Origin of the sequence: Pseudomonas sp. Leaf59 (assembly GCF_920984685.1) — a bacterium.
Taxonomy (GTDB): Bacteria; Pseudomonadota; Gammaproteobacteria; order Pseudomonadales; family Pseudomonadaceae; genus Aquipseudomonas.
On record NZ_CAKLBR010000004.1, the window covers coordinates 119,623 to 138,711 of the forward strand.

16 protein-coding genes are annotated in these 19,089 nt (G+C 60.6%); 15 read left to right on the forward strand and 1 reads right to left on the reverse strand.

Annotated elements, in window-relative coordinates; translation table 11 throughout:
• Window positions 1-5 precede the first annotated feature (5 nt).
• The 8 genes from dnaE to ispD all read left to right on the forward strand — a co-directional run bounded on the left by dnaE (window position 6) and on the right by ispD (window position 11,482).
• Complete coding sequence (gene dnaE / locus LUB09_RS05815) at window positions 6-3,527, forward strand: DNA polymerase III subunit alpha (protein WP_209989559.1); 3,522 nt, start codon at window positions 6-8, stop codon at window positions 3,525-3,527.
• 152 nt (window positions 3,528-3,679) lie between these two features.
• The gene (locus tag LUB09_RS05820) at window positions 3,680-4,627 is read left to right on the forward strand and encodes an acetyl-CoA carboxylase carboxyltransferase subunit alpha (protein WP_003172288.1); all 948 of its coding nucleotides are present in this window, start codon (window positions 3,680-3,682) and stop codon (window positions 4,625-4,627) included.
• 177 nt (window positions 4,628-4,804) lie between these two features.
• Window positions 4,805-6,115 (forward strand): tRNA lysidine(34) synthetase TilS, encoded by a 1,311-nt coding sequence (gene tilS / locus LUB09_RS05825; RefSeq protein WP_231421995.1) that lies wholly within the window; start codon window positions 4,805-4,807, stop codon window positions 6,113-6,115.
• Window positions 6,116-6,388: 273 nt separating this feature from the next.
• On the forward strand, window positions 6,389-8,020 hold the full coding sequence (locus LUB09_RS05830; RefSeq protein ID WP_056857526.1) for a CTP synthase: 1,632 nt from the start codon (window positions 6,389-6,391) through the stop codon (window positions 8,018-8,020).
• A 5-nt stretch (window positions 8,021-8,025) separates the two neighbouring features.
• Window positions 8,026-8,871: a 3-deoxy-8-phosphooctulonate synthase gene (gene kdsA / locus LUB09_RS05835; RefSeq protein ID WP_057007795.1), complete on the forward strand. Its 846-nt coding sequence runs from the start codon at window positions 8,026-8,028 to the stop codon at window positions 8,869-8,871.
• Window positions 8,872-9,028: 157 nt separating this feature from the next.
• A complete protein-coding gene (gene eno / locus LUB09_RS05840) occupies window positions 9,029-10,318 on the forward strand; it encodes a phosphopyruvate hydratase (protein ID WP_057007796.1) in 1,290 nt (429 codons plus the stop codon).
• A gap of 181 nt (window positions 10,319-10,499) precedes the next feature.
• The gene (gene ftsB / locus LUB09_RS05845; RefSeq protein ID WP_003231201.1) at window positions 10,500-10,778 is read left to right on the forward strand and encodes a cell division protein FtsB; all 279 of its coding nucleotides are present in this window, start codon (window positions 10,500-10,502) and stop codon (window positions 10,776-10,778) included.
• The gene (ispD, locus tag LUB09_RS05850) at window positions 10,775-11,482 is read left to right on the forward strand and encodes a 2-C-methyl-D-erythritol 4-phosphate cytidylyltransferase (protein WP_209989565.1); all 708 of its coding nucleotides are present in this window, start codon (window positions 10,775-10,777) and stop codon (window positions 11,480-11,482) included. The genes ftsB and ispD overlap by 4 nt, the downstream gene beginning before the upstream one ends.
• Window positions 11,483-11,898: 416 nt before the next feature.
• Here ispD and LUB09_RS05855 read toward each other — a convergent pair whose 3' ends face one another.
• On the reverse strand, window positions 11,899-12,795 hold the full coding sequence (locus tag LUB09_RS05855) for a LysR substrate-binding domain-containing protein (RefSeq protein ID WP_209989569.1): 897 nt from the start codon (window positions 12,793-12,795) through the stop codon (window positions 11,899-11,901).
• Window positions 12,796-12,903: 108 nt separating this feature from the next.
• On the opposite strand from LUB09_RS05855, the gene LUB09_RS05860 reads away from it, so the two are divergent.
• The 7 genes from LUB09_RS05860 (at window position 12,904) to LUB09_RS05890 (ending at window position 18,995) form a co-directional block, all read left to right on the forward strand.
• Entirely contained in the window at window positions 12,904-14,016 is a 1,113-nt protein-coding gene (locus tag LUB09_RS05860) for an S-(hydroxymethyl)glutathione dehydrogenase/class III alcohol dehydrogenase (RefSeq protein ID WP_209989574.1), read from the forward strand.
• 89 nt (window positions 14,017-14,105) lie between these two features.
• Complete coding sequence (gene fghA, locus LUB09_RS05865; protein WP_209989577.1) at window positions 14,106-14,951, forward strand: S-formylglutathione hydrolase; 846 nt, start codon at window positions 14,106-14,108, stop codon at window positions 14,949-14,951.
• A gap of 54 nt (window positions 14,952-15,005) precedes the next feature.
• Window positions 15,006-15,479: a 2-C-methyl-D-erythritol 2,4-cyclodiphosphate synthase gene (ispF, locus tag LUB09_RS05870; RefSeq protein WP_231421996.1), complete on the forward strand. Its 474-nt coding sequence runs from the start codon at window positions 15,006-15,008 to the stop codon at window positions 15,477-15,479.
• Complete coding sequence (truD, locus tag LUB09_RS05875) at window positions 15,476-16,534, forward strand: tRNA pseudouridine(13) synthase TruD (RefSeq protein ID WP_231421997.1); 1,059 nt, start codon at window positions 15,476-15,478, stop codon at window positions 16,532-16,534. Before ispF ends, truD begins: the two co-directional genes overlap by 4 nt.
• Entirely contained in the window at window positions 16,522-17,271 is a 750-nt protein-coding gene (gene surE / locus LUB09_RS05880) for a 5'/3'-nucleotidase SurE (RefSeq protein ID WP_057007803.1), read from the forward strand. Before truD ends, surE begins: the two co-directional genes overlap by 13 nt.
• A 41-nt stretch (window positions 17,272-17,312) precedes the next feature.
• Window positions 17,313-17,948: a protein-L-isoaspartate(D-aspartate) O-methyltransferase gene (locus tag LUB09_RS05885; RefSeq protein WP_173670290.1), complete on the forward strand. Its 636-nt coding sequence runs from the start codon at window positions 17,313-17,315 to the stop codon at window positions 17,946-17,948.
• A gap of 210 nt (window positions 17,949-18,158) precedes the next feature.
• On the forward strand, window positions 18,159-18,995 hold the full coding sequence (locus tag LUB09_RS05890) for a peptidoglycan DD-metalloendopeptidase family protein (RefSeq protein ID WP_209989587.1): 837 nt from the start codon (window positions 18,159-18,161) through the stop codon (window positions 18,993-18,995).
• The last annotated feature ends 94 nt before the right edge of the window (window positions 18,996-19,089 follow it).

Below are 19,089 nucleotides of genomic sequence, written 5' to 3' on the forward strand. Positions count from 1 at the left end.
TCACTATGCCGGCTTCATTCGTTCACCTGCGCCTGCACACTGAATACTCGCTGGTCGACGGCCTGGTACGCATCAAGCCGTTGGTCAAGACGCTGGTGGGCATGAACATGCCCGCAGTAGCGGTTACCGATCAGAACAACATGTGTTCCCTGGTCAAGTTCTACAAAAACGCCATGGGCGCCGGGATCAAGCCGATCTGCGGCGTCGACCTGTGGCTTTCCAACAAGGACCCGGATAACCCGCTGAGCCGCATCAGCCTGCTGGCGATGAACGGCGTGGGTTATCGCAACCTCACCGAACTGATTTCCCGTGGTTTTATCGACGGGCAGCGCAACGGTTCGATCATCATCGAGCGCGAATGGGTGGCGCAGGCCAGCGAGGGCGTGATCATGCTCTCGGCGGCTAAAGAGGGTGAGATTGGCATCGCGCTGCTGGGCGGCAATCCCCAGGAAGCCGAAGTGCTGGCGCGCGAATGGATGCAGGTTTTTCCTGATCGCTTCTACCTGGAAGTGCAGCGCACCAACCGCCCCAACGATGAAGAACACCTGCACGCCGCCGTGGCCCTCGCCGACAAGCTGGGCGCGCCGCTGGTGGCGACCAACGATGTACGCTTTATCAAGAAGGAAGATTTCGAAGCCCACGAAACCCGCGTGTGCATCGGTGAAGGCCGCGCGCTTGACGACCCGCGCCGCTCGAAAAACTACAGCGAAGAGCAATACCTCAAAAGCGCCGATGAGATGGCCGAGCTGTTCAGCGACCTCCCCGAGGCCCTGGAAAACTCCGTCGAGATCGCCAAGCGCTGCAATATCGAAGTGAAGCTGGGCAAGCACTTCCTGCCCAACTTCCCGATTCCCGATGGCATGACCATCGATGAGTATTTCCGCAAGGTGTCGTTCGATGGCCTGGAAGAGCGCCTTAGCGTGCTGCTGCCCAGGGACACCACCGAGGACTACGAGGCCAAGCGTCAGGTCTATGTGGATCGGCTGAATTTCGAGCTGGATATCATCATCCAGATGGGTTTCCCCGGTTACTTTCTGATCGTAATGGACTTTATCCAGTGGGCCAAAAGCAACGGCGTGCCGGTAGGCCCAGGCCGGGGGTCGGGTGCCGGTTCGCTGGTGGCTTATGTGCAGAAGATCACCGACCTCGACCCGCTGGAATATGACCTGCTGTTCGAACGCTTCCTGAACCCGGAACGGGTCTCCATGCCCGACTTCGACGTCGACTTCTGCATGGACGGTCGCGACCGCGTAATCGAATACGTGGCCGAAAAGTACGGCCGCAACGCGGTCAGCCAGATCATCACCTTTGGTTCCATGGCGGCGAAAGCGGTCATCCGTGACGTGGCGCGAGTGCAGGGAAAATCCTACGGCCTGGCCGATCGTCTGTCGAAGATGATCCCGTTCGAAGTCGGCATGACCCTGGAAAAAGCCTACGAGCAGGAAGAAATCCTGCGCGACTTCATCAAGGTCGATGAAGAAGCCGCCGAAATCTGGGACATGGCACGCAAGCTGGAAGGCGTGGTGCGTAACGTCGGTAAGCACGCCGGCGGTGTGGTGATCGCGCCTACGAAGCTCACTGACTTTTCGCCTATTTATTGCGACGAAGAAGGCGACGGCCTGGTAACCCAGTTCGACAAGGATGACGTAGAGGCGGCCGGCCTGGTGAAGTTCGACTTCCTCGGCCTGCGGACCCTGACGATCATCGACTGGGCGCTCAAGACCATCAACCGCGAGCGCGCCAAGGTCGACGAAGCACCGCTTGATATCGCGTTTATTCCGCTGGACGACAAGCCGACTTACCAGTTGCTGCAAAAAGCGGAAACCACCGCCGTGTTCCAGCTCGAGTCGCGCGGCATGAAGGAGCTGATCAAAAAGCTCAAGCCCGACTGCCTGGAAGACCTGATCGCACTGGTGGCCCTGTTCCGTCCGGGCCCGCTGCAATCGGGCATGGTTGATGACTTTATCAACCGCAAGCACGGCCGCGCCGAGCTGGCCTACCCGCACTCCGACTACCAGTACGAAGGCCTCAAGCCAGTATTGGCACCGACCTACGGCATCATCCTGTATCAGGAACAGGTGATGCAGATTGCCCAGGTCATGGCCGGCTACACCCTTGGCGGCGCGGACATGCTGCGTCGCGCCATGGGTAAAAAGAAACCCGAGGAAATGGCCAAGCAGCGCGGCGGTTTCATTGAGGGTTGCGCGACCAACAATATCGACGCAGACCTGGCCGGTAACATCTTCGACCTGGTGGAAAAATTCGCCGGTTACGGCTTCAACAAATCCCACTCCGCCGCCTACGGGCTGGTGTCGTACCAGACCGCCTGGCTCAAGGCTCACTACCCGGCGCCGTTCATGGCCGCCGTACTCTCGGCGGACATGCACAACACCGACAAGGTCGTGACCTTGATCGAGGAGGTGCGCACCATGAAGCTGCGCCTCGACGCGCCGGACGTGAACGCCTCGGAGTTCAAGTTCACGGTGAACGACGAAGGCCGCATCATCTATGGCCTGGGCGCGATCAAAGGGGTGGGCGAAGGCCCGGTTGAGGCGATCACCGAAGCACGCCAGGATGGGCCGTTCACCGACCTGTTCGATTTCTGCGCGCGTGTCGACCTCAAGCGCATCAACAAGCGCACCCTGGACGGCCTGATCCGCAGCGGCGCCCTCGACCGCCTGGGCCCTTACTTCCATGATGAGCCCAAGGCGTATCAGGCCAATATCGACCGTAACCGTGCGGTGCTGCTGACCGCCATGGAAGAGGCGATCAAGGCCGCCGAGCAGACCGCCCGCACCCATGACAGCGGCCACGCCGACCTGTTTGGCGGGCTGTTCGTCGAAGAAGATGCGGATGTATACGCCAACCACCGCAAGGCCAAGGATCTGACCCTCAAGGAACGCCTCAAGGGTGAAAAAGACACCCTGGGCCTGTACCTCACCGGTCACCCGATCGACGAATACGAAGGCGAGATCCGTCGTTTCGCCCGCCAGCGCATCATCGACCTGAAGCCGGCGCGCGACACCCAGACCGTGGCCGGCATGATCATCGCGCTGCGCGTGATGAAAAACAAAAAGGGCGACAAGATGGGCTTCATCACCCTCGACGACCGCTCGGGCCGGATCGAAGCGTCGCTGTTTGCCGACGCGTTCCACTCCGCCCAGTCGCTGTTGCAGACCGACGCCATGGTGGTGGTGGAAGGGGAGGTCAGCAACGACGACTTCTCCGGCGGCCTGCGCCTGCGCATCAAGCGGGTGATGAGCATGGAGGACGCGCGCACCAACCTGGCTGAAAGCCTGCGTTTGAAGGTGAAAACCGAAGCGCTCAAGGGCGACCAGCTACGCTGGCTGGGGGATCTGCTCAAACGCCACCGTGGCGCCTGTCCGGTGACCATGGAGTACACCGGCAATGACGCCAAGGCCATGCTGCAATTCGGCGAGACCTGGCGAATTGACCCTGCCGATGGCTTGATTCAAGCATTGCGTGACCAGTTCGGCCGTGACAACGTCTTCCTCCAATACCGTTGACGGCCAGGCAGTTTTCTTTTTCATCAAGAGAAACGCCTGAACTCGACGAAACATTTAATCTCGACCTGGACGCGCCTCTCCCTTAAGGTAGGGCGCGAACAGACAACCGGCTGGCCAGGCATGCCCTGGCCGTCGACCCAAGACGGACGCTTATGAACCCGAATTTTCTTGATTTCGAACAGCCGATCGCTGACCTGCAAGCCAAGATCGAAGAACTGCGCCTGGTCGGCAATGACAATTCGCTGAACATCGGCGATGAAATCGCTCGCCTGCAAGACAAGAGCAGCACGCTCACCGAAGACATCTTCGGCAAGCTGACCAGCTGGCAGATCGCGCGCCTGGCTCGCCACCCGCGACGTCCGTACACCCTGGATTACATCCAGCACATCTTCACCGAGTTCGACGAACTGCATGGCGACCGTCACTTCTCCGACGACGCCGCTATCGTGGGCGGCATTGCGCGCCTGGACGACCAGCCGGTGATGGTGATCGGTCACCAGAAAGGCCGTGAAGTGCGCGAGAAAGTGCGCCGCAACTTCGGCATGCCGCGTCCGGAAGGCTACCGCAAGGCCTGCCGCCTGATGGAAATGGCCGAACGCTTCAAAATGCCGATCCTGACCTTCATCGACACGCCGGGCGCTTACCCTGGCATCGACGCTGAAGAGCGCAACCAGAGCGAAGCGATTGCCTGGAACCTGCGCGTCATGTCCCGCCTGAAAACCCCGATCATCGCCACGGTGATTGGTGAAGGTGGCTCCGGCGGTGCACTGGCGATTGGCGTGTGCGACCAACTGAACATGCTGCAATATTCGACCTACGCGGTGATCTCGCCGGAAGGTTGCGCCTCGATCCTGTGGAAAACCGCCGAAAAGGCGCCGGACGCCGCGGAAGCCATGGGCATTACTGCCGATCGCCTCAAGGGCCTGGGTATCGTCGACAAGGTCATCGCCGAGCCATTGGGTGGCGCGCACCGCGACCCGGCTGCGGCCGCCGCGACCATCCGTGCTGAATTGGGTTCGCAACTGGCGATGCTCAAGAAGCTGGATAACGAAGCGCTGCTGGCTCGTCGTTATGAGCGTTTGATGAGCTACGGTCTCTGATCAAGCACTGATCCGGCAGACAATGCAGTACTAATGTGGGAGCGGGCTTGCTCGCGAACGCGGTATATCAGTCGACATGTTCATTGACTGACACACCGCCTTCGCGAGCAAGCCCGCTCCCACATTTGCTTTGTGTATGCTTGGCTACCGTACTCCAGTTCTGCGCCGGTATTTTTGATGAAGCCAACGCTACCCGCCAAGCTCCTGCAAACCCTGGCCCCCTGGCGCAACGCGCCGGTCTGGCATGTCGCTTTTTCCGGCGGGCTTGATTCCACCGTCCTGCTGCATCTCCTGGCCACTCTGGCAAACACTCCTCCCCTGCGTGCTGTGCATGTCCACCACGGCCTGCAAACGGCTGCCGACGCCTGGCCCGAGCATTGTCAGGCAGTGTGTGACGGCCTGGGCGTACCGTTGCGGGTGATGCGCGTGCAGGTCCTGCCAGGCGCAAGCCTTGAGCGCGCCGCCCGTGATGCGCGTTATCAAGCGTTTGCCGAGCTGGTCGGGGCAGGGGAGGTGATCCTGACAGGCCAGCATCGCGATGATCAGGCCGAAACCCTGTTGTTCCGCCTGCTGCGTGGGGCCGGGGTGCGCGGGTTGGCGGCAATGCCCGCCCGTCGCGCGTTGGCGAGTGGGCACTTGGTGCGGCCGTTGCTGGATGCTGCGCGTGTTGAATTGGAAGCCTACGCCCATGAGCACCAATTGAAGTGGATCGAAGACCCCTCGAACGCCGATCCTCGGTTCTCGCGCAATTACCTGCGCCATCGTGTGCTCCCGGCGTTGACTGAACGGTGGCCCCAGGCCGTAACAAGCCTGGCCCGCACCGCCGAGCACTTGAGCGAAGCCCAGGGCCTGCTCGACGAATTGGCCGTCTCGGACCTGCACGCCTGCGAACAGCCTTCGGCGTTTCCGTGGCTGCCGCTACCGTCATTGGCCATTGCGCCATTGCGCGAGCTTCCCGACGCCCGACAACGCAACGCTCTGCGCCACTGGCTGAACCCACTGACCCGTTTACCCGACAGCGACCACTGGGCCAGTTGGTATTCCCTGCGCGATGCCAAGGCCGACGCTCAGCCCATATGGCGCCTGGCGGACGGCGAATTGCACCGTTGCGGCGAGCGCATCTGGTGGTTGCCCGCCACGTGGTCGGAATTTTCCGATGCGTCGGTGAGCTGGCCCGATCCGCAAAACCCACTAGAGTTACCCGGCAATGGTCAGCTGAAATTTATCGGCAAAGCCCCTGACGGTCCGCTGGTGATCGGTTATCGCCAAGGCGGCGAAATCATCGAAGTGCCAGGTCGCGGGCGGCGCGACTTGAAGCGTCTGCTTAATGAAAGTGGGTTGCCGGGCTTCGTCCGTGGCAGATTGCCGCTGCTGTATCAGGGCGAGCGATTGTTGGCTGCCCCATGCCTTGCAGGGTTATGGGCCATGCCGCCGGGTGGCTGGCAATTGCATTGGGTGCCACAGAGCTGCGATCAAGGTTTGAGCTGATAGAGCCTTTCCGGTAGACTACGCTCCCTTCTTGATACAACTTCTGTGGATTCGCCTGAATCGCAGCAGTTGCCGATTACCAAGCAGTCTTTGCTGGGCGATTCCAAAAAATGTGTAGCGATCAACGTACCGGTGTTCCATTGCTGGTCTGTCACCACGCGGCGGTTTTTTTGAAAGGTGCACTGTGATTAATGCAGGTGATCGGGGGCTTCGGCCTTCCTTCGCTTTCCCCGGCGGCTCGGACCGCTTTAACGCAGACTTCTAGGGTTTTTCATGACGCGCTACATATTCGTCACGGGCGGTGTTGTTTCTTCATTGGGGAAAGGCATTGCCTCCGCTTCATTGGCGGCCATCCTGGAGGCGCGGGGACTTAAGGTCACCATGCTCAAGCTGGACCCGTACATCAACGTCGACCCGGGCACCATGAGCCCGTTCCAGCACGGTGAGGTGTTCGTCACTCACGACGGCGCCGAAACCGACCTGGACCTGGGCCACTACGAGCGGTTCATCCGCACGACCATGACCCAGAACAACAACTTCACCACCGGCCGCGTTTACGAGCACGTGCTGCGCAAAGAGCGCCGTGGTGATTACCTGGGTGCAACCATTCAGGTCATCCCGCACATCACCGACGAAATCAAGCGCCGCATCATCAAGGGTGCAGGCGATGCCGACGTGGCAATGGTCGAGATTGGTGGCACCGTAGGTGACATCGAATCCCAACCGTTCCTCGAAGCCATCCGTCAGCTGCGTTTCGAAATCGGCGCCAAGCGCGCGATGCTGATGCACCTTACCCTGGTGCCTTACATCGCCACCGCCGGCGAGACCAAAACCAAGCCGACCCAGCATTCCGTCAAGGAACTGCGTTCCATCGGCCTGCAGCCGGACGTACTGATCTGCCGCTCCGATCACCCGATCGACATCTCCTCGCGTCGCAAGATCGCGCAATTCACCAACGTTGAAGAACGTGCGGTGATTGGCCTGGAAGACGCCGACACCATCTACAAGATCCCGGGCATCCTGCATGCGCAAGGCCTGGATGATTTTGTCGTCGAGCGCTTCGGCCTGCAGTGCGGCAGCGCCGACCTCTCCGAATGGGAAGCGGTAGTCGACGCCAAGCTCAACCCTGAGCACGAAGTCACCATCGCCATGGTCGGCAAGTACATGGAACTGCTGGACGCGTACAAGTCGCTGATCGAAGCGATGAGCCACGCCGGTATCAGCAACCGTACCAAGGTCAACCTGCGCTACATCGACTCCGAAGACATCGAGAACCAGGGCACCGCGTTGCTCGAAGGTGTTGACGCGATCCTCGTACCCGGTGGTTTCGGCCTGCGTGGCGTGGAAGGCAAGATCACTGCCGTTCAATACGCCCGTGAAAACAAAGTGCCGTACCTGGGTATCTGCCTGGGCATGCAAGTGGCCGTTATCGAGTTCGCCCGTAACGTGCTGGGCTGGAAAGACGCCAACTCCACCGAGTTCGATCACACCAGCGGCCACCCGGTCGTAGGCTTGATCACCGAGTGGGAAGACGCCACCGGCGCCGTTGAAACCCGTACCGAAACCTCCGACCTGGGCGGCACCATGCGCCTTGGCGCACAGGACTGCCTGCTGGAGCCGGGTTCGCTGGTTCACGACTGCTACGGCAAGGACGTGATCGTCGAACGTCACCGTCACCGCTACGAAGTGAACAACAACCTGCTGCCGCAGATCAAAGAGGCCGGCCTGAAAATCTCCGGTCGTTCCGGTGACGGCAAGCTGGTCGAAGTGGTCGAGGCGCCGGATCATCCATGGTTCGTGGCATGCCAGTTCCACCCCGAGTTCACCTCGACACCGCGCGATGGTCATCCATTGTTCAGCGGTTTCGTCAAAGCCGCACTGACGCAACATCAGAAGAAGGCGTAACCCTGATGGCCCAGAAGATCATTCGCGTAGGCGATATCGAAATTGCCAACGACAAGCCCATGGTGCTGTTCGGCGGCATGAACGTGCTGGAAAGCCGCGACATGGCGATGCAGGTCTGTGAAGAGTACGTCAAGGTTACCCAGAAACTGGGTATCCCTTACGTGTTCAAGGCCAGCTTCGACAAGGCCAACCGCTCGTCCGTGACCTCCTATCGCGGCCCGGGCCTTGAAGAAGGCATGCGGATCTTCCAGGACATCAAGCAAGCCTTCGGCGTGCCGATCATCACCGACGTCCACGAGCCTGAACAGGCCGCCGTGGTCGCCGAGGTGTGCGACATCATCCAGTTGCCGGCTTTCCTGTCGCGCCAGACCGACCTGGTGGTGGCGATGGCCAGGACCGGCGCCGTGATCAATATCAAGAAAGCCCAGTTCCTCGCGCCCCAGGAAATGAAACACATCCTGAACAAATGCGTCGAAGCAGGTAACGACCAGTTGATTCTCTGCGAGCGCGGTTCGAGCTTCGGCTACAACAACCTCGTGGTGGACATGCTCGGTTTCGGCATCATGAAACAGTTCGAATACCCGGTGTTCTTCGACGTGACCCACGCGCTGCAAATGCCCGGCGGTCGCGCCGATTCCGCCGGTGGGCGCCGTGCCCAGGTGCTGGACCTGGCGAAGGCGGGCATCAGCCAGTCGCTGGCGGGCCTGTTTCTGGAAGCCCATCCGGACCCTGACAACGCCAAGTGCGACGGCCCCTGCGCCCTGCGCCTGGACAAGCTGGAGCCGTTCCTGGCTCAGCTCAAGCAACTGGACGAACTGGTCAAGGGATTTGCGACGGTAGAAACCGCGTAAGCGGCATTTCTCCGGTAGACTTTCCCACGCTTTATGCTCAGGCATGCGTGCTTGAGCCTTGTCGTCTGCAAGCCTGCCCTGTTGTTCCACCCTTGCGGTCGGTCAAAAGATTTCCTTCAGCTGCGTCGTTTTCGTCAACTTTGGAGTGTTCACAACAATGGCAAAAATCGTCGACATCAAAGGTCGTGAAGTTCTCGACTCCCGTGGCAACCCCACCGTCGAAGCCGACGTGCTTCTCGATAACGGCATCATCGGCAGCGCCTGTGCGCCGTCCGGTGCTTCTACCGGTTCGCGCGAAGCGCTGGAACTGCGTGATGGCGACAAGAGCCGTTACCTGGGCAAGGGTGTACTCAAGGCGGTAGCCAACATCAATGGCCCGATCCGTGACCTGCTGCTGGGCAAGGACCCGCTGGACCAGAAAGCCCTGGACCACGCGATGATCCAGCTCGACGGCACCGAGAACAAAGGCAGCCTGGGCGCCAACGCCATCCTCGCTGTATCCCTGGCCGCTGCCAAGGCTGCTGCCCAGGACCAGGACCTGCCGTTGTACGCCCACATCGCCAACCTGAACGGCACGCCGGGTGTGTACTCCATGCCGGTGCCGATGATGAACATCATCAACGGTGGCGAGCACGCCGATAACAACGTCGACATCCAGGAATTCATGGTGCAGCCGGTTGGCGCCAAGACCTTCTCTGAAGGCCTGCGCATGGGCACCGAAATTTTTCACCACCTCAAGGCTGTGCTCAAAGCCCGTGGCCTGAGCACCGCAGTGGGTGACGAAGGTGGTTTCGCGCCGAACCTGGCGTCCAACGAAGATGCACTCAAAGTGATCTCCGAAGCCGTGGCCAACGCCGGCTACACCCTGGGCACCGACGTGACCCTGGCCCTGGACTGCGCCGCCAGCGAATTCTATGAAGACGGCAAGTACAACCTGTCCGGTGAAGGCCAGGTGTTCAACTCCGAAGGTTTTGCTGAATACCTCAAGGGCCTGACCCAGCGCTACCCGATCATCTCGATCGAAGACGGCCTGGACGAGTCCGACTGGGACGGCTGGAAGATCCTCACCGACAAGATCGGCGAGAAAGTCCAACTGGTGGGCGACGATTTGTTCGTGACCAACACCAAGATCCTGAAAGAGGGCATCGACAAGAAGATCGCCAACTCGATCCTGATCAAGTTCAACCAGATCGGCACCCTGACCGAAACCCTGGAAGCCATCCAGATGGCCAAGGCTGCGGGCTACACCGCCGTGATCTCCCATCGCTCCGGCGAAACCGAAGATTCGACCATTGCCGACCTGGCAGTGGGCACCTCGGCAGGCCAGATCAAGACCGGCTCCCTGTGCCGTTCCGACCGTGTTTCCAAGTACAACCAATTGCTGCGTATCGAAGAGCAACTGGCGGGTAAAGCCAAGTACAACGGTCGTGGCGAGTTTCGCGGCTGACCGTTAACCGGTTAAAAATGTAAAAAAGTCGACGGACTGCGTCGGAAAACTCACGACAAAGTGAATTTCGACGTTAATCTGTTGGCCATCTAGCACAAGCCTGGTTTTTCCAGGCTTCGTGCTGTCAGTTGCTGCAAAAGTTTTGCATGGCGGTCTTTTTTCACTGGATACCCGATATTCGATGCGCAGTCCCAATTGGTTGTTCCTCGTCTTGCTCTTGTTGCTGGCTGGCCTGCAGTACCGCCTATGGGTGGGTAATGGCAGCTTTGCGCAGGTAAAAGACCTGACTGAGCAAATTGCTGCACAGCACGCCGAAAACGAAATCCTGCTGGAGCGCAATCGCGTCCTCGATGCCGAAGTGCTTGAGTTGAAAAAAGGCACGGAGACCGTTGAAGAACGGGCTCGTCATGAATTGGGCATGGTCAAGGAGGGCGAGACCCTCTACCAGTTGGCCCAATGACTCAGCGTTTGCCGGCCTTCTGGGCCGTGATTCCCGCCGCGGGCGTTGGTGCCCGTATGGCTGCGGACCGTCCCAAGCAATACTTGCAACTGGGCGGACGCACTATTCTCGAACACAGCCTCGGCTGTTTTCTCGATCACCCGATGCTCAAGGGCCTGGTGGTCAGTCTTGCTCCTGATGATCCTTACTGGCCTGGCCTGGCCTGTGCTGCCGACCCGCGTATTCAACGTGCGGACGGCGGCTCGGAGCGCTCGGGCTCGGTGCTCAACGCGTTGCTGCAGCTCAATGCCCTGGGGGCCGGCGATGAGGATTGGGTGCTGGTGCACGATGCGGCAAGGCCGAATTTGAGCCGCGACGACCTCGACACGCTATTGGCCGAACTGGCGGACGACCCGGTGGGCGGCCTGCTGGCGGTGCCGGCGCGCGACACGCTCAAGCGTGCAGACAAGCGCGGCCGTGTGGTTGAAACCGTTGATCGCAGCCTGATCTGGCAGGCGTACACACCGCAGATGTTCCGCCTGGGCGCTTTGCATCGTGCCCTGGCTGACAGTCTGGTGGCGGATGCGGTGATTACCGATGAAGCCTCGGCCATGGAATGGTCAGGGCAGGCGCCGCGATTGATTGAGGGGCGTTCGGACAATATCAAGGTGACTCGGCCCGAAGATCTGGAGTGGCTCAGGTTGCGGTGGGCCAATCGTAGATAGTCAGTTAAACCGAGGCGCCTTCATCGCAGGCAAGCCAGCTTCCACACTTGATCGCAGTCATTGCAGACACCTCGGTCAACTGTGGGAGGCTCCGCCACGTCTTCGACTTAGCGCTGTCGCGCAGCAACCTGGGGCCTCTGTGGCAAGCCCCAATGCCGTTCAGTTAAGCGCAGATTCCCTGTGGCGAGCAGGCTTGTCCTGCGTTGGGCTGCGCAGCAGCCCCAAAACCAGGCGCTGAGCCGTATCAGGTACACCGCGTTTTGCTTGATTGGGGGCGCTTCGCACCCCAACGCGGGGCAAGCCCGCTCGCCACAGGCGTGTGGCTGCCTGAAACTTCAGCTTTAAAATCAATACGTTATTTTGTGTTTGATAAGCGCTGGCTTGCCTGCGATGAGGCCGGTGTAGTCAACGCAGACTCACTGGCTGTACTCCGGCCTCCCCGCCAACCCCTCCTTCAAAAAATCCACCAGCTTGCGCACCTTGGGCGACAAATGCCGCTGCTGCGGATACAGCCCCCACACCGCCGTATTCGGCGGCTGATGCGCCTCAAGCAGCGACACCAGCGCGCCACTGTGCAAGTGCTCCAGCACGTAGTAATCCGGCAACTGGCACAACCCAACGCCCTGCAACGCTGCGTCCAGCACCGCCTGCCCACTGTTGCAGCGCCAGTTTCCCTGGACCCGTTGGGAAAATTCGCGCCCGTCCTGGGCCAGTTGCCAGATATCCGAACTGCCGATCAGGCAGTTATGCCGACTCAACTCCGACAAGCTGTGTGGCCGACCATACCGCGCGAGGTAGGACGGCGACGCGCACACATACATACGCCGTGGCGCCAGGCGGCTGGCGACCATCCGCGAGTCCTGCAAGCGGCCAAGGCGGATCGCCAGGTCCAGGCCTTCATGTACCAGGTCCAACTGCCGGTTGCTCAGTTCGATATCCACGCGTAACTGCGGATACAGCGCCATGAAGCGCGTCACCAGCGGCACGATAAACCGCTCGCCGTAGGCCACGGCGCAGGTCATGCGCAGCATGCCCTTGGGTTCGCTGGCCAGATCGCCGACCGCGCGCAGGGCTTCCTCGCGGCCGTCCTGCAGGCGCTGGCAATGCTGCAGGAAGGTCTGGCCGGCTTCAGTCAGCGTCACCTTGCGCGTACTGCGGTACAGCAACCGCGTTTGCAGGCGCTCTTCCAGGCGCGCCACTTGCCGGCTGATATGGGACGAGGACACCCCCAGCCGCTCGGCCGCCGCCGTGAACTGGCTGCACTCGGCCACCGCCACGAACTCATCGATGCCTTCCCAGCGGTTCTCCAGCATTTGATTATCCCTGTACAGCAATAAAGTTTTGCTTTTGTCCGGATTATTAATCAAAGGGCGCTGATTTACACTCACCGTCTCAGTTTTAAATTCCCTGGAGAAACCCGGATGATCAAGTCCCGCGCCGCCGTAGCCTTCGAAGCCAACAAGCCCCTGGAGATCGTTGAAGTGGATGTAGCCATGCCCAAGGCGGGTGAAGTGCTGTTGCGGGTGGTCGCCTCCGGCGTGTGCCACACCGACGCCTACACCTTGTCGGGCGCCGACCCGGAAGGCATCTTCCCGTCGATCCTCGGCCATGAAGGCGGTGCGGTGGTTGAAGCAATCGGCGAAGGCGTGACGTCGGTGGCCGTGGGCGATCACGTGATCCCGCTGTACACACCGGAATGCGGCCAGTGCAAATTCTGCAAGTCGGGCAAGACCAACCTGTGCCAGGCCATCCGCTCCACTCAGGGCAAAGGCCTGATGCCCGACGGCACCACACGTTTTTCCTACAAGGGTCAGCAGATTTTCCACTACATGGGCACGTCGACTTTTTCCGAGTACACCGTGCTGCCGGAAATCTCCGTCGCGAAAATTCCTAAAGAAGCGCCGCTGGAAAAAGTCTGCCTGCTGGGCTGCGGCGTCACCACCGGCATCGGTGCCGTGCTCAACACCGCCAAGGTCAAGCCAGGCGATACCGTGGCCATTTTCGGCCTGGGCGGCATTGGCTTGTCGGCAGTCATTGGCGCGGCCAAGGCCAAGGCCGGGCGCATCATTGCCATTGACATCAACCCGGCCAAGTTCGAAATCGCCAAGCAACTGGGTGCCACCGAGTGCGTCAATCCGAAGGACTATGATCGCCCGATCCAGGACGTGATTGTCGACTTGACCGATGGCGGCGTGGACTTCTCTTTCGAGTGCATCGGCAACGTACAGCTGATGCGCGCTGCCCTCGAGTGCTGCCACAAAGGCTGGGGCGAGTCGGTGATCATCGGTGTAGCGGGTGCGGGCCAGGAAATCGCCACGCGCCCCTTCCAACTGGTGACCGGTCGCGTCTGGCGCGGTTCGGCGTTCGGCGGCGTGCGCGGGCGCAGCGAATTGCCAAGCTATGTGGAAATGGCCCAGACCGGCGAAATCCCGCTGGACACCTTCATCACCCATACCATGGGCCTGGAAGACATCAACAAAGCGTTTGACCTGATGCATGAAGGCAAGAGCATTCGTACCGTCATTCATTTTTGAAGCAGCGGCAAGCTACAAGCTACAAGCTGCAAGTGGGTGTACGCCTGCTTGCCGCTTGAGACTTGCGGCTTGCAGTTGGGAGAACGCCCATGAGTCTGGAAAACCTGTCCTGCCAGAAAAGCTTCGGCGGCTGGCATAAACGCTACAAGCATCATTCGGCTGTGCTCGATTGCGACATGACTTTCGCCGTCTACCTGCCGCCACAGGCGGAGCAGGGTGGCAAGCTGCCGGTGCTGTACTGGCTGTCCGGCCTGACCTGCACCGACGAGAACTTCATGCAGAAGGCCGGCGCCCAGCGCATGGCTGCCGAGCTGGGCTTGATCATCGTGGCGCCCGACACCAGCCCGCGTGGGCCGGGTGTGCCGGACGACCCGGAGAATGCCTGGGATTTCGGCCTGGGCGCCGGTTTCTACCTGAATGCCACCCAGCAACCCTGGGCCACGCATTACCGGATGCATGACTACGTGGTGCAGGAGTTGCCGGCGTTGGTTGAAGCGCATTTCCCGGCTTCGGACAAACGCGGCATCAGCGGCCACTCCATGGGCGGCCACGGGGCGTTGGTGTGTGCACTGCGCAATCCCGGTCGCTACCTGTCGGTGTCGGCGTTTTCGCCGATCAACAACCCGATGGATTGCCCCTGGGGCCAGAAAGCCTTCTCCCGTTACCTGGGCGAAGAGCGCGCCAAGTGGCGCGAGTGGGATGCTTGCGTGCTGATCAGCGAGGCCTCGGAAAAGCTGCCGTTGTTGGTGGACCAGGGTGATCGCGACGATTTCCTCGCCGAGCAGCTCAAGCCCGAAGCCCTGCAGCAGGCGGCCAGGGCGGCCAACCATCCGCTGCAACTGCGCCTGCAACCGGGTTACGACCACAGCTACTTCTTTATTGCCAGTTTCATCGAAGATCATTTGCGCCATCACGGACGCGCTTTGCTCGGTTAATCTGCGGCAAAAGTAGGTAGAATCACGCCCTGAATTAAATCGGGGCGTTTTTTTATGCGTATTGGCCACGGCTACGATGTGCACCGTTTCGCCGAAGGCGAGTTCATCACCCTGGGCGGCGTGCGCATTGCACATCACCACGGGTTGCTGGCCCATTCCGACGGCGATGTTGTATTGCATGCCTTGAGCGATGCCTTGCTCGGCGCGGCGGCACTGGGCGATATCGGCAAGCACTTTCCGGATACCGACCCGACGTTCAAGGGCGCGGACAGTCGTGTGTTGCTGCGCCATGTGGTCGGACTCATCCACGCCAGGGGCTGGAAGGTCGGCAACGTCGATAACACTATCGTGGCCCAGGCACCGAAAATGGCGCCCTATATCGAATCGATGCGCGCGCTGATCGCCGCCGACCTGCAAATAGAACTGGATCAAGTGAACGTGAAAGCCACCACCACCGAAAAGCTCGGGTTTACCGGTCGTGAAGAGGGCATTGCGGTGCACTCTGTCGCCTTGTTGCTGCGCGCATGAATGAACTGCAATTGCTGGGCCCGCGGGCTTATGGCGAGGCGCTGGGCAGCGCGGTCCTGAAGGCGACCGCCGAGGACTTCCAGGTCGATGAGGTGCTGGACATTCCGCTGAGTGGCGACGGCGAACACCTGTGGTTGTGGGTGGAAAAACGCGGCCTTAATACCGAAGAGGCGGCCCGGCGCATCGCCAAGGCGGCGGGTGTGCCGCTGCGCACGGTCAGTTACGCCGGGCTCAAGGATCGCCAGGCATTGACCCGCCAATGGTTCAGCGTGCAGCTGCCCGGCAAGGCCGACCCGGACATGAGCGGTGCGCAAGACGACACCCTCAAAATCCTGGAAATGAAACGCCACAAGCGCAAATTGCAGCGCGGTGCTCATTCGGCCAATGGCTTTACCCTGCGCCTGACGCAACTGGCCGGTGATACCGCCGCCATCGACGCGCGCCTGCAGTTGATCGCCCGGCACGGTATTCCCAATTATTTCGGCACGCAGCGCTTTGGTCATAACGGCGGCAACGTCGTGGATGCCCGCGAATGGGCTGCGCGCAAAGCCTTGCCGGAGCAGCGCGCGGTGCGTTCGCGGTTGCTCTCCACTGCGCGCAGTTTCCTCTTCAATAAAGTGCTGGCCGCCCGCGTGGCGGACGGTTCCTGGCAGCGTGCACAGGTCGGCGACCTGCTGGCATTTACCGACAGCCGCAGTTTTTTCCCGGCGGGGGAGGCTGAATGCAACGACCCGCGCCTGGCGATCCTGGACCTGCACCCCACCGGCCCACAATGGGGCGAGGGCGACTCTCCGGCGAAAGGTCTTACCTTTGCGCTGGAGCAATCTGTCGCCGCCGGCGAAGCTGAGCTGCGTGATTGGCTGGTGAATGCCGGAATGAGCCAGGAACGTCGCATTCTGCGGCTGCCCATTGGCGGGTTGACGTGGCATTATCCCCGGCCTGACATTCTGCAATTGGAATTCGTCCTGCCGGCCGGATGCTTCGCCACTGTCTTGGTGCGCGAGCTTGTTGATCTGGTGCCGGTGGGGCAGACGGACAGCCCATGCGTATTCTGATATCAAACGATGACGGTGCCACCGCACCCGGCCTCGCCGCGCTTCATGCTGCGCTGGCGGATTACGCCGAGTGCGTGGTGGTTGCCCCCGACCAGGACAAAAGTGGTGCCAGCTGTTCGCTGACACTTGACCGTCCGCTGCACCCGCACGTCCTCGCCAATGGTTTCATCAGCGTGAACGGTACGCCCACCGATTGCGTGCACCTGGCGATCAACAGCCTGCTGCAGCCGCAGCCGGACCTGATCGTGTCGGGCATCAACCTCGGCGCGAACCTGGGTGACGACGTGCTGTATTCCGGCACTGTCGGCGCGGCGCTTGAAGGGCGTTTCCTCGGGCGAACCTCGTTCGCGTTCTCTCTGGCGTCGCGCCAGCTGGACAACCTGCCCACGGCCGCCCATTTCGCGCGCAAGCTGGTCGAGGCGCATGCTTCCCTCGATTTGCCGCCGCGCACAGTGCTCAACGTCAATATTCCCAACTTGCCCCTCGACCATATCCGCGGTATCCGGCTCACGCGTCTGGGCCATCGGGCCCGCGCAGCGGCACCGCTGAAGGTGGTTGATCCGCGTGGCAAGGAAGGCTACTGGATTGCCGCAGCCGGCGATGCCGAAGACGGTGGCGAAGGCACGGACTTTCATGCGGTGATGCAAGGTTATGTTTCGATTACCCCGTTGCAATTTGATCGCACCTTCAGTGATGCCTTCAGTCGTCTCGATGGCTGGCTGGAGGGGCTGCGCTGATGGCTCGTGAACAGGACGACCTGCTGCGTCGCGGCATCGGGATGACCTCCCAGCGCACCCGCGAGCGTTTGATCCAGCGCCTGTATGAAGAGGGCCTGTCCAACGCCCAGGTGCTGGAAGTGATTCGGCGCACGCCTCGCCATCTGTTTGTCGATGAAGCCCTGGCGCATCGCGCCTACGAAGACACCGCGTTGCCGATCGGCCATAACCAGACCATTTCCCAGCCTTACATGGTTGCGCGCATGAGCGAGCTGTTGCTGGCGGCGGGCCCACTGGACAAAGTGCTGGAGATCGGCACCGGTTCGGGCTACCAGACTGCCGTGCTGTCGCAGTTGGTGGAGCGGGTGTTCTCGGTGGAGCGCATCAAGGTGTTGCAGGACCGTGCCAAGGAGCGCCTGGTTGAGTTGAACCTGCGCAACGTGGTGTTTCGCTGGGGCGATGGCTGGGAAGGCTGGCCAGCATTGGCGCCGTATAACGGCATTATCGTTACGGCTGTGGCCACGGATGTCCCGCAGGCATTGCTTGATCAACTGGCCCCCGGTGGACGCCTGGTGATCCCGGTGGGGGCTGGTGAAGTGCAGCAATTGATGCTGATTATCCGTGAGGACGACGGCTTTTCCCGACATGTGCTTGGGGCGGTACGCTTCGTGCCGTTGCTCAATGGGCCGCTGGCCTGATCATTTATGGGCGGGCAGTGAATTCCGTTGCGTGGGATGTGTCTTACAGCGGGGTCTATCGAATCACGATGATCAAGCGTTGGTGGTCAACACGATGAGTCTTTCGTTTGCGCCGTGTACCGGTAAAAAGCCAATGCCCAGTTATACTTGCGGCATCTTTCAAGCCTGATACAGGCATTCATGTTCAGCCACCATCAAAGGGAGCGGCGGGTGAGTCTCACAGGTCTTGCGCAGCGTATGAGTAAAACTAGCTTTCAGCGACTGGTGCTTGGCCTTGTCTTGAGTTCGTTACTGGCAGCCTGCTCCAGCACGCCAAGCGGCGGCGCACGGGTCGTTGACCGTACCAAGGCGGTGCCGCAGAAACCTACGGTCACCACCGGGCAATATGTGGTGCGCAAGGGCGATACGATGTTCTCGATCGCCTTTCGTTATGGTTGGGACTACAAGGCACTCGCAGCTCGCAACAATATTCCCGTGCCCTATACCATCCATCCGGGACAGACGATTCGCTTCGACGGCCGTAGCGGTTCCGCGCCCGTGTCCGTGGTGACAAGCAGCGGCTCTTCGTCATCCTCCTCAAGCAAGACCACTATTACCACTCGGCCTGCCGGCACCGCGGCACCGACTGTCGCAAACAGGCCCGCACCCGCGCCGCTGCCCCCTGCGGGCCCTGCGCCGAAGGGCTGGGGATGGCCTTCAAACGGCGTGTTAATTGGAAAATTCTCTTCAAACGGCAGTTTGAATAAAGGCATTGATATCGCCGGGGATTTGGGACAGCCTGTTTTAGCTGCGTCTGATGGGACAGTGGTTTACGCCGGGAGTGGTTTACGGGGCTACGGCGAGCTGGTCATCATCAAGCACAGTGACACCTACGTCAGTGCTTACGGTCACAACCGCAGGCTGTTGGTTCGGGAGGGGCAGCAGGTCAAGGTCGGACAGACGATTGCTGAAATGGGGTCAACGGGGACAGACCGGGTGAAACTGCATTTTGAGATTCGCCGTCAAGGGAAGCCCGTCGATCCGCTGCAATTCCTACCCCGTCGTTGATGTGTTACCAGCCTGTTCCCTCACGTAGAAGGAACAGGCTCCAGCGTTGCCAAGGATAAAGGCGCCGCTTGAGCTTGAGGTCGAACTCACCAAA

Excerpts from the sequence above, each read along its gene's own strand:
- dnaE (WP_209989559.1), top strand. The coding sequence starts at position 6 with ATGCCGGCTTCATTCGTTCACCTGCGCCTGCACACTGAATACTCGCTG.
- LUB09_RS05820 (WP_003172288.1), top strand. The coding sequence starts at position 3,680 with ATGAACCCGAATTTTCTTGATTTCGAACAGCCGATCGCTGACCTGCAA.
- tilS (WP_231421995.1), top strand. The coding sequence starts at position 4,805 with ATGAAGCCAACGCTACCCGCCAAGCTCCTGCAAACCCTGGCCCCCTGG.
- LUB09_RS05830 (WP_056857526.1), top strand. The coding sequence starts at position 6,389 with ATGACGCGCTACATATTCGTCACGGGCGGTGTTGTTTCTTCATTGGGG.
- kdsA (WP_057007795.1), top strand. The coding sequence starts at position 8,026 with ATGGCCCAGAAGATCATTCGCGTAGGCGATATCGAAATTGCCAACGAC.
- eno (WP_057007796.1), top strand. The coding sequence starts at position 9,029 with ATGGCAAAAATCGTCGACATCAAAGGTCGTGAAGTTCTCGACTCCCGT.
- ftsB (WP_003231201.1), top strand. The coding sequence starts at position 10,500 with ATGCGCAGTCCCAATTGGTTGTTCCTCGTCTTGCTCTTGTTGCTGGCT.
- ispD (WP_209989565.1), top strand. The coding sequence starts at position 10,775 with ATGACTCAGCGTTTGCCGGCCTTCTGGGCCGTGATTCCCGCCGCGGGC.
- LUB09_RS05855 (WP_209989569.1), bottom strand. The coding sequence starts at position 12,795 with ATGCTGGAGAACCGCTGGGAAGGCATCGATGAGTTCGTGGCGGTGGCC.
- LUB09_RS05860 (WP_209989574.1), top strand. The coding sequence starts at position 12,904 with ATGATCAAGTCCCGCGCCGCCGTAGCCTTCGAAGCCAACAAGCCCCTG.
- fghA (WP_209989577.1), top strand. The coding sequence starts at position 14,106 with ATGAGTCTGGAAAACCTGTCCTGCCAGAAAAGCTTCGGCGGCTGGCAT.
- ispF (WP_231421996.1), top strand. The coding sequence starts at position 15,006 with ATGCGTATTGGCCACGGCTACGATGTGCACCGTTTCGCCGAAGGCGAG.
- truD (WP_231421997.1), top strand. The coding sequence starts at position 15,476 with ATGAATGAACTGCAATTGCTGGGCCCGCGGGCTTATGGCGAGGCGCTG.
- surE (WP_057007803.1), top strand. The coding sequence starts at position 16,522 with ATGCGTATTCTGATATCAAACGATGACGGTGCCACCGCACCCGGCCTC.
- LUB09_RS05885 (WP_173670290.1), top strand. The coding sequence starts at position 17,313 with ATGACCTCCCAGCGCACCCGCGAGCGTTTGATCCAGCGCCTGTATGAA.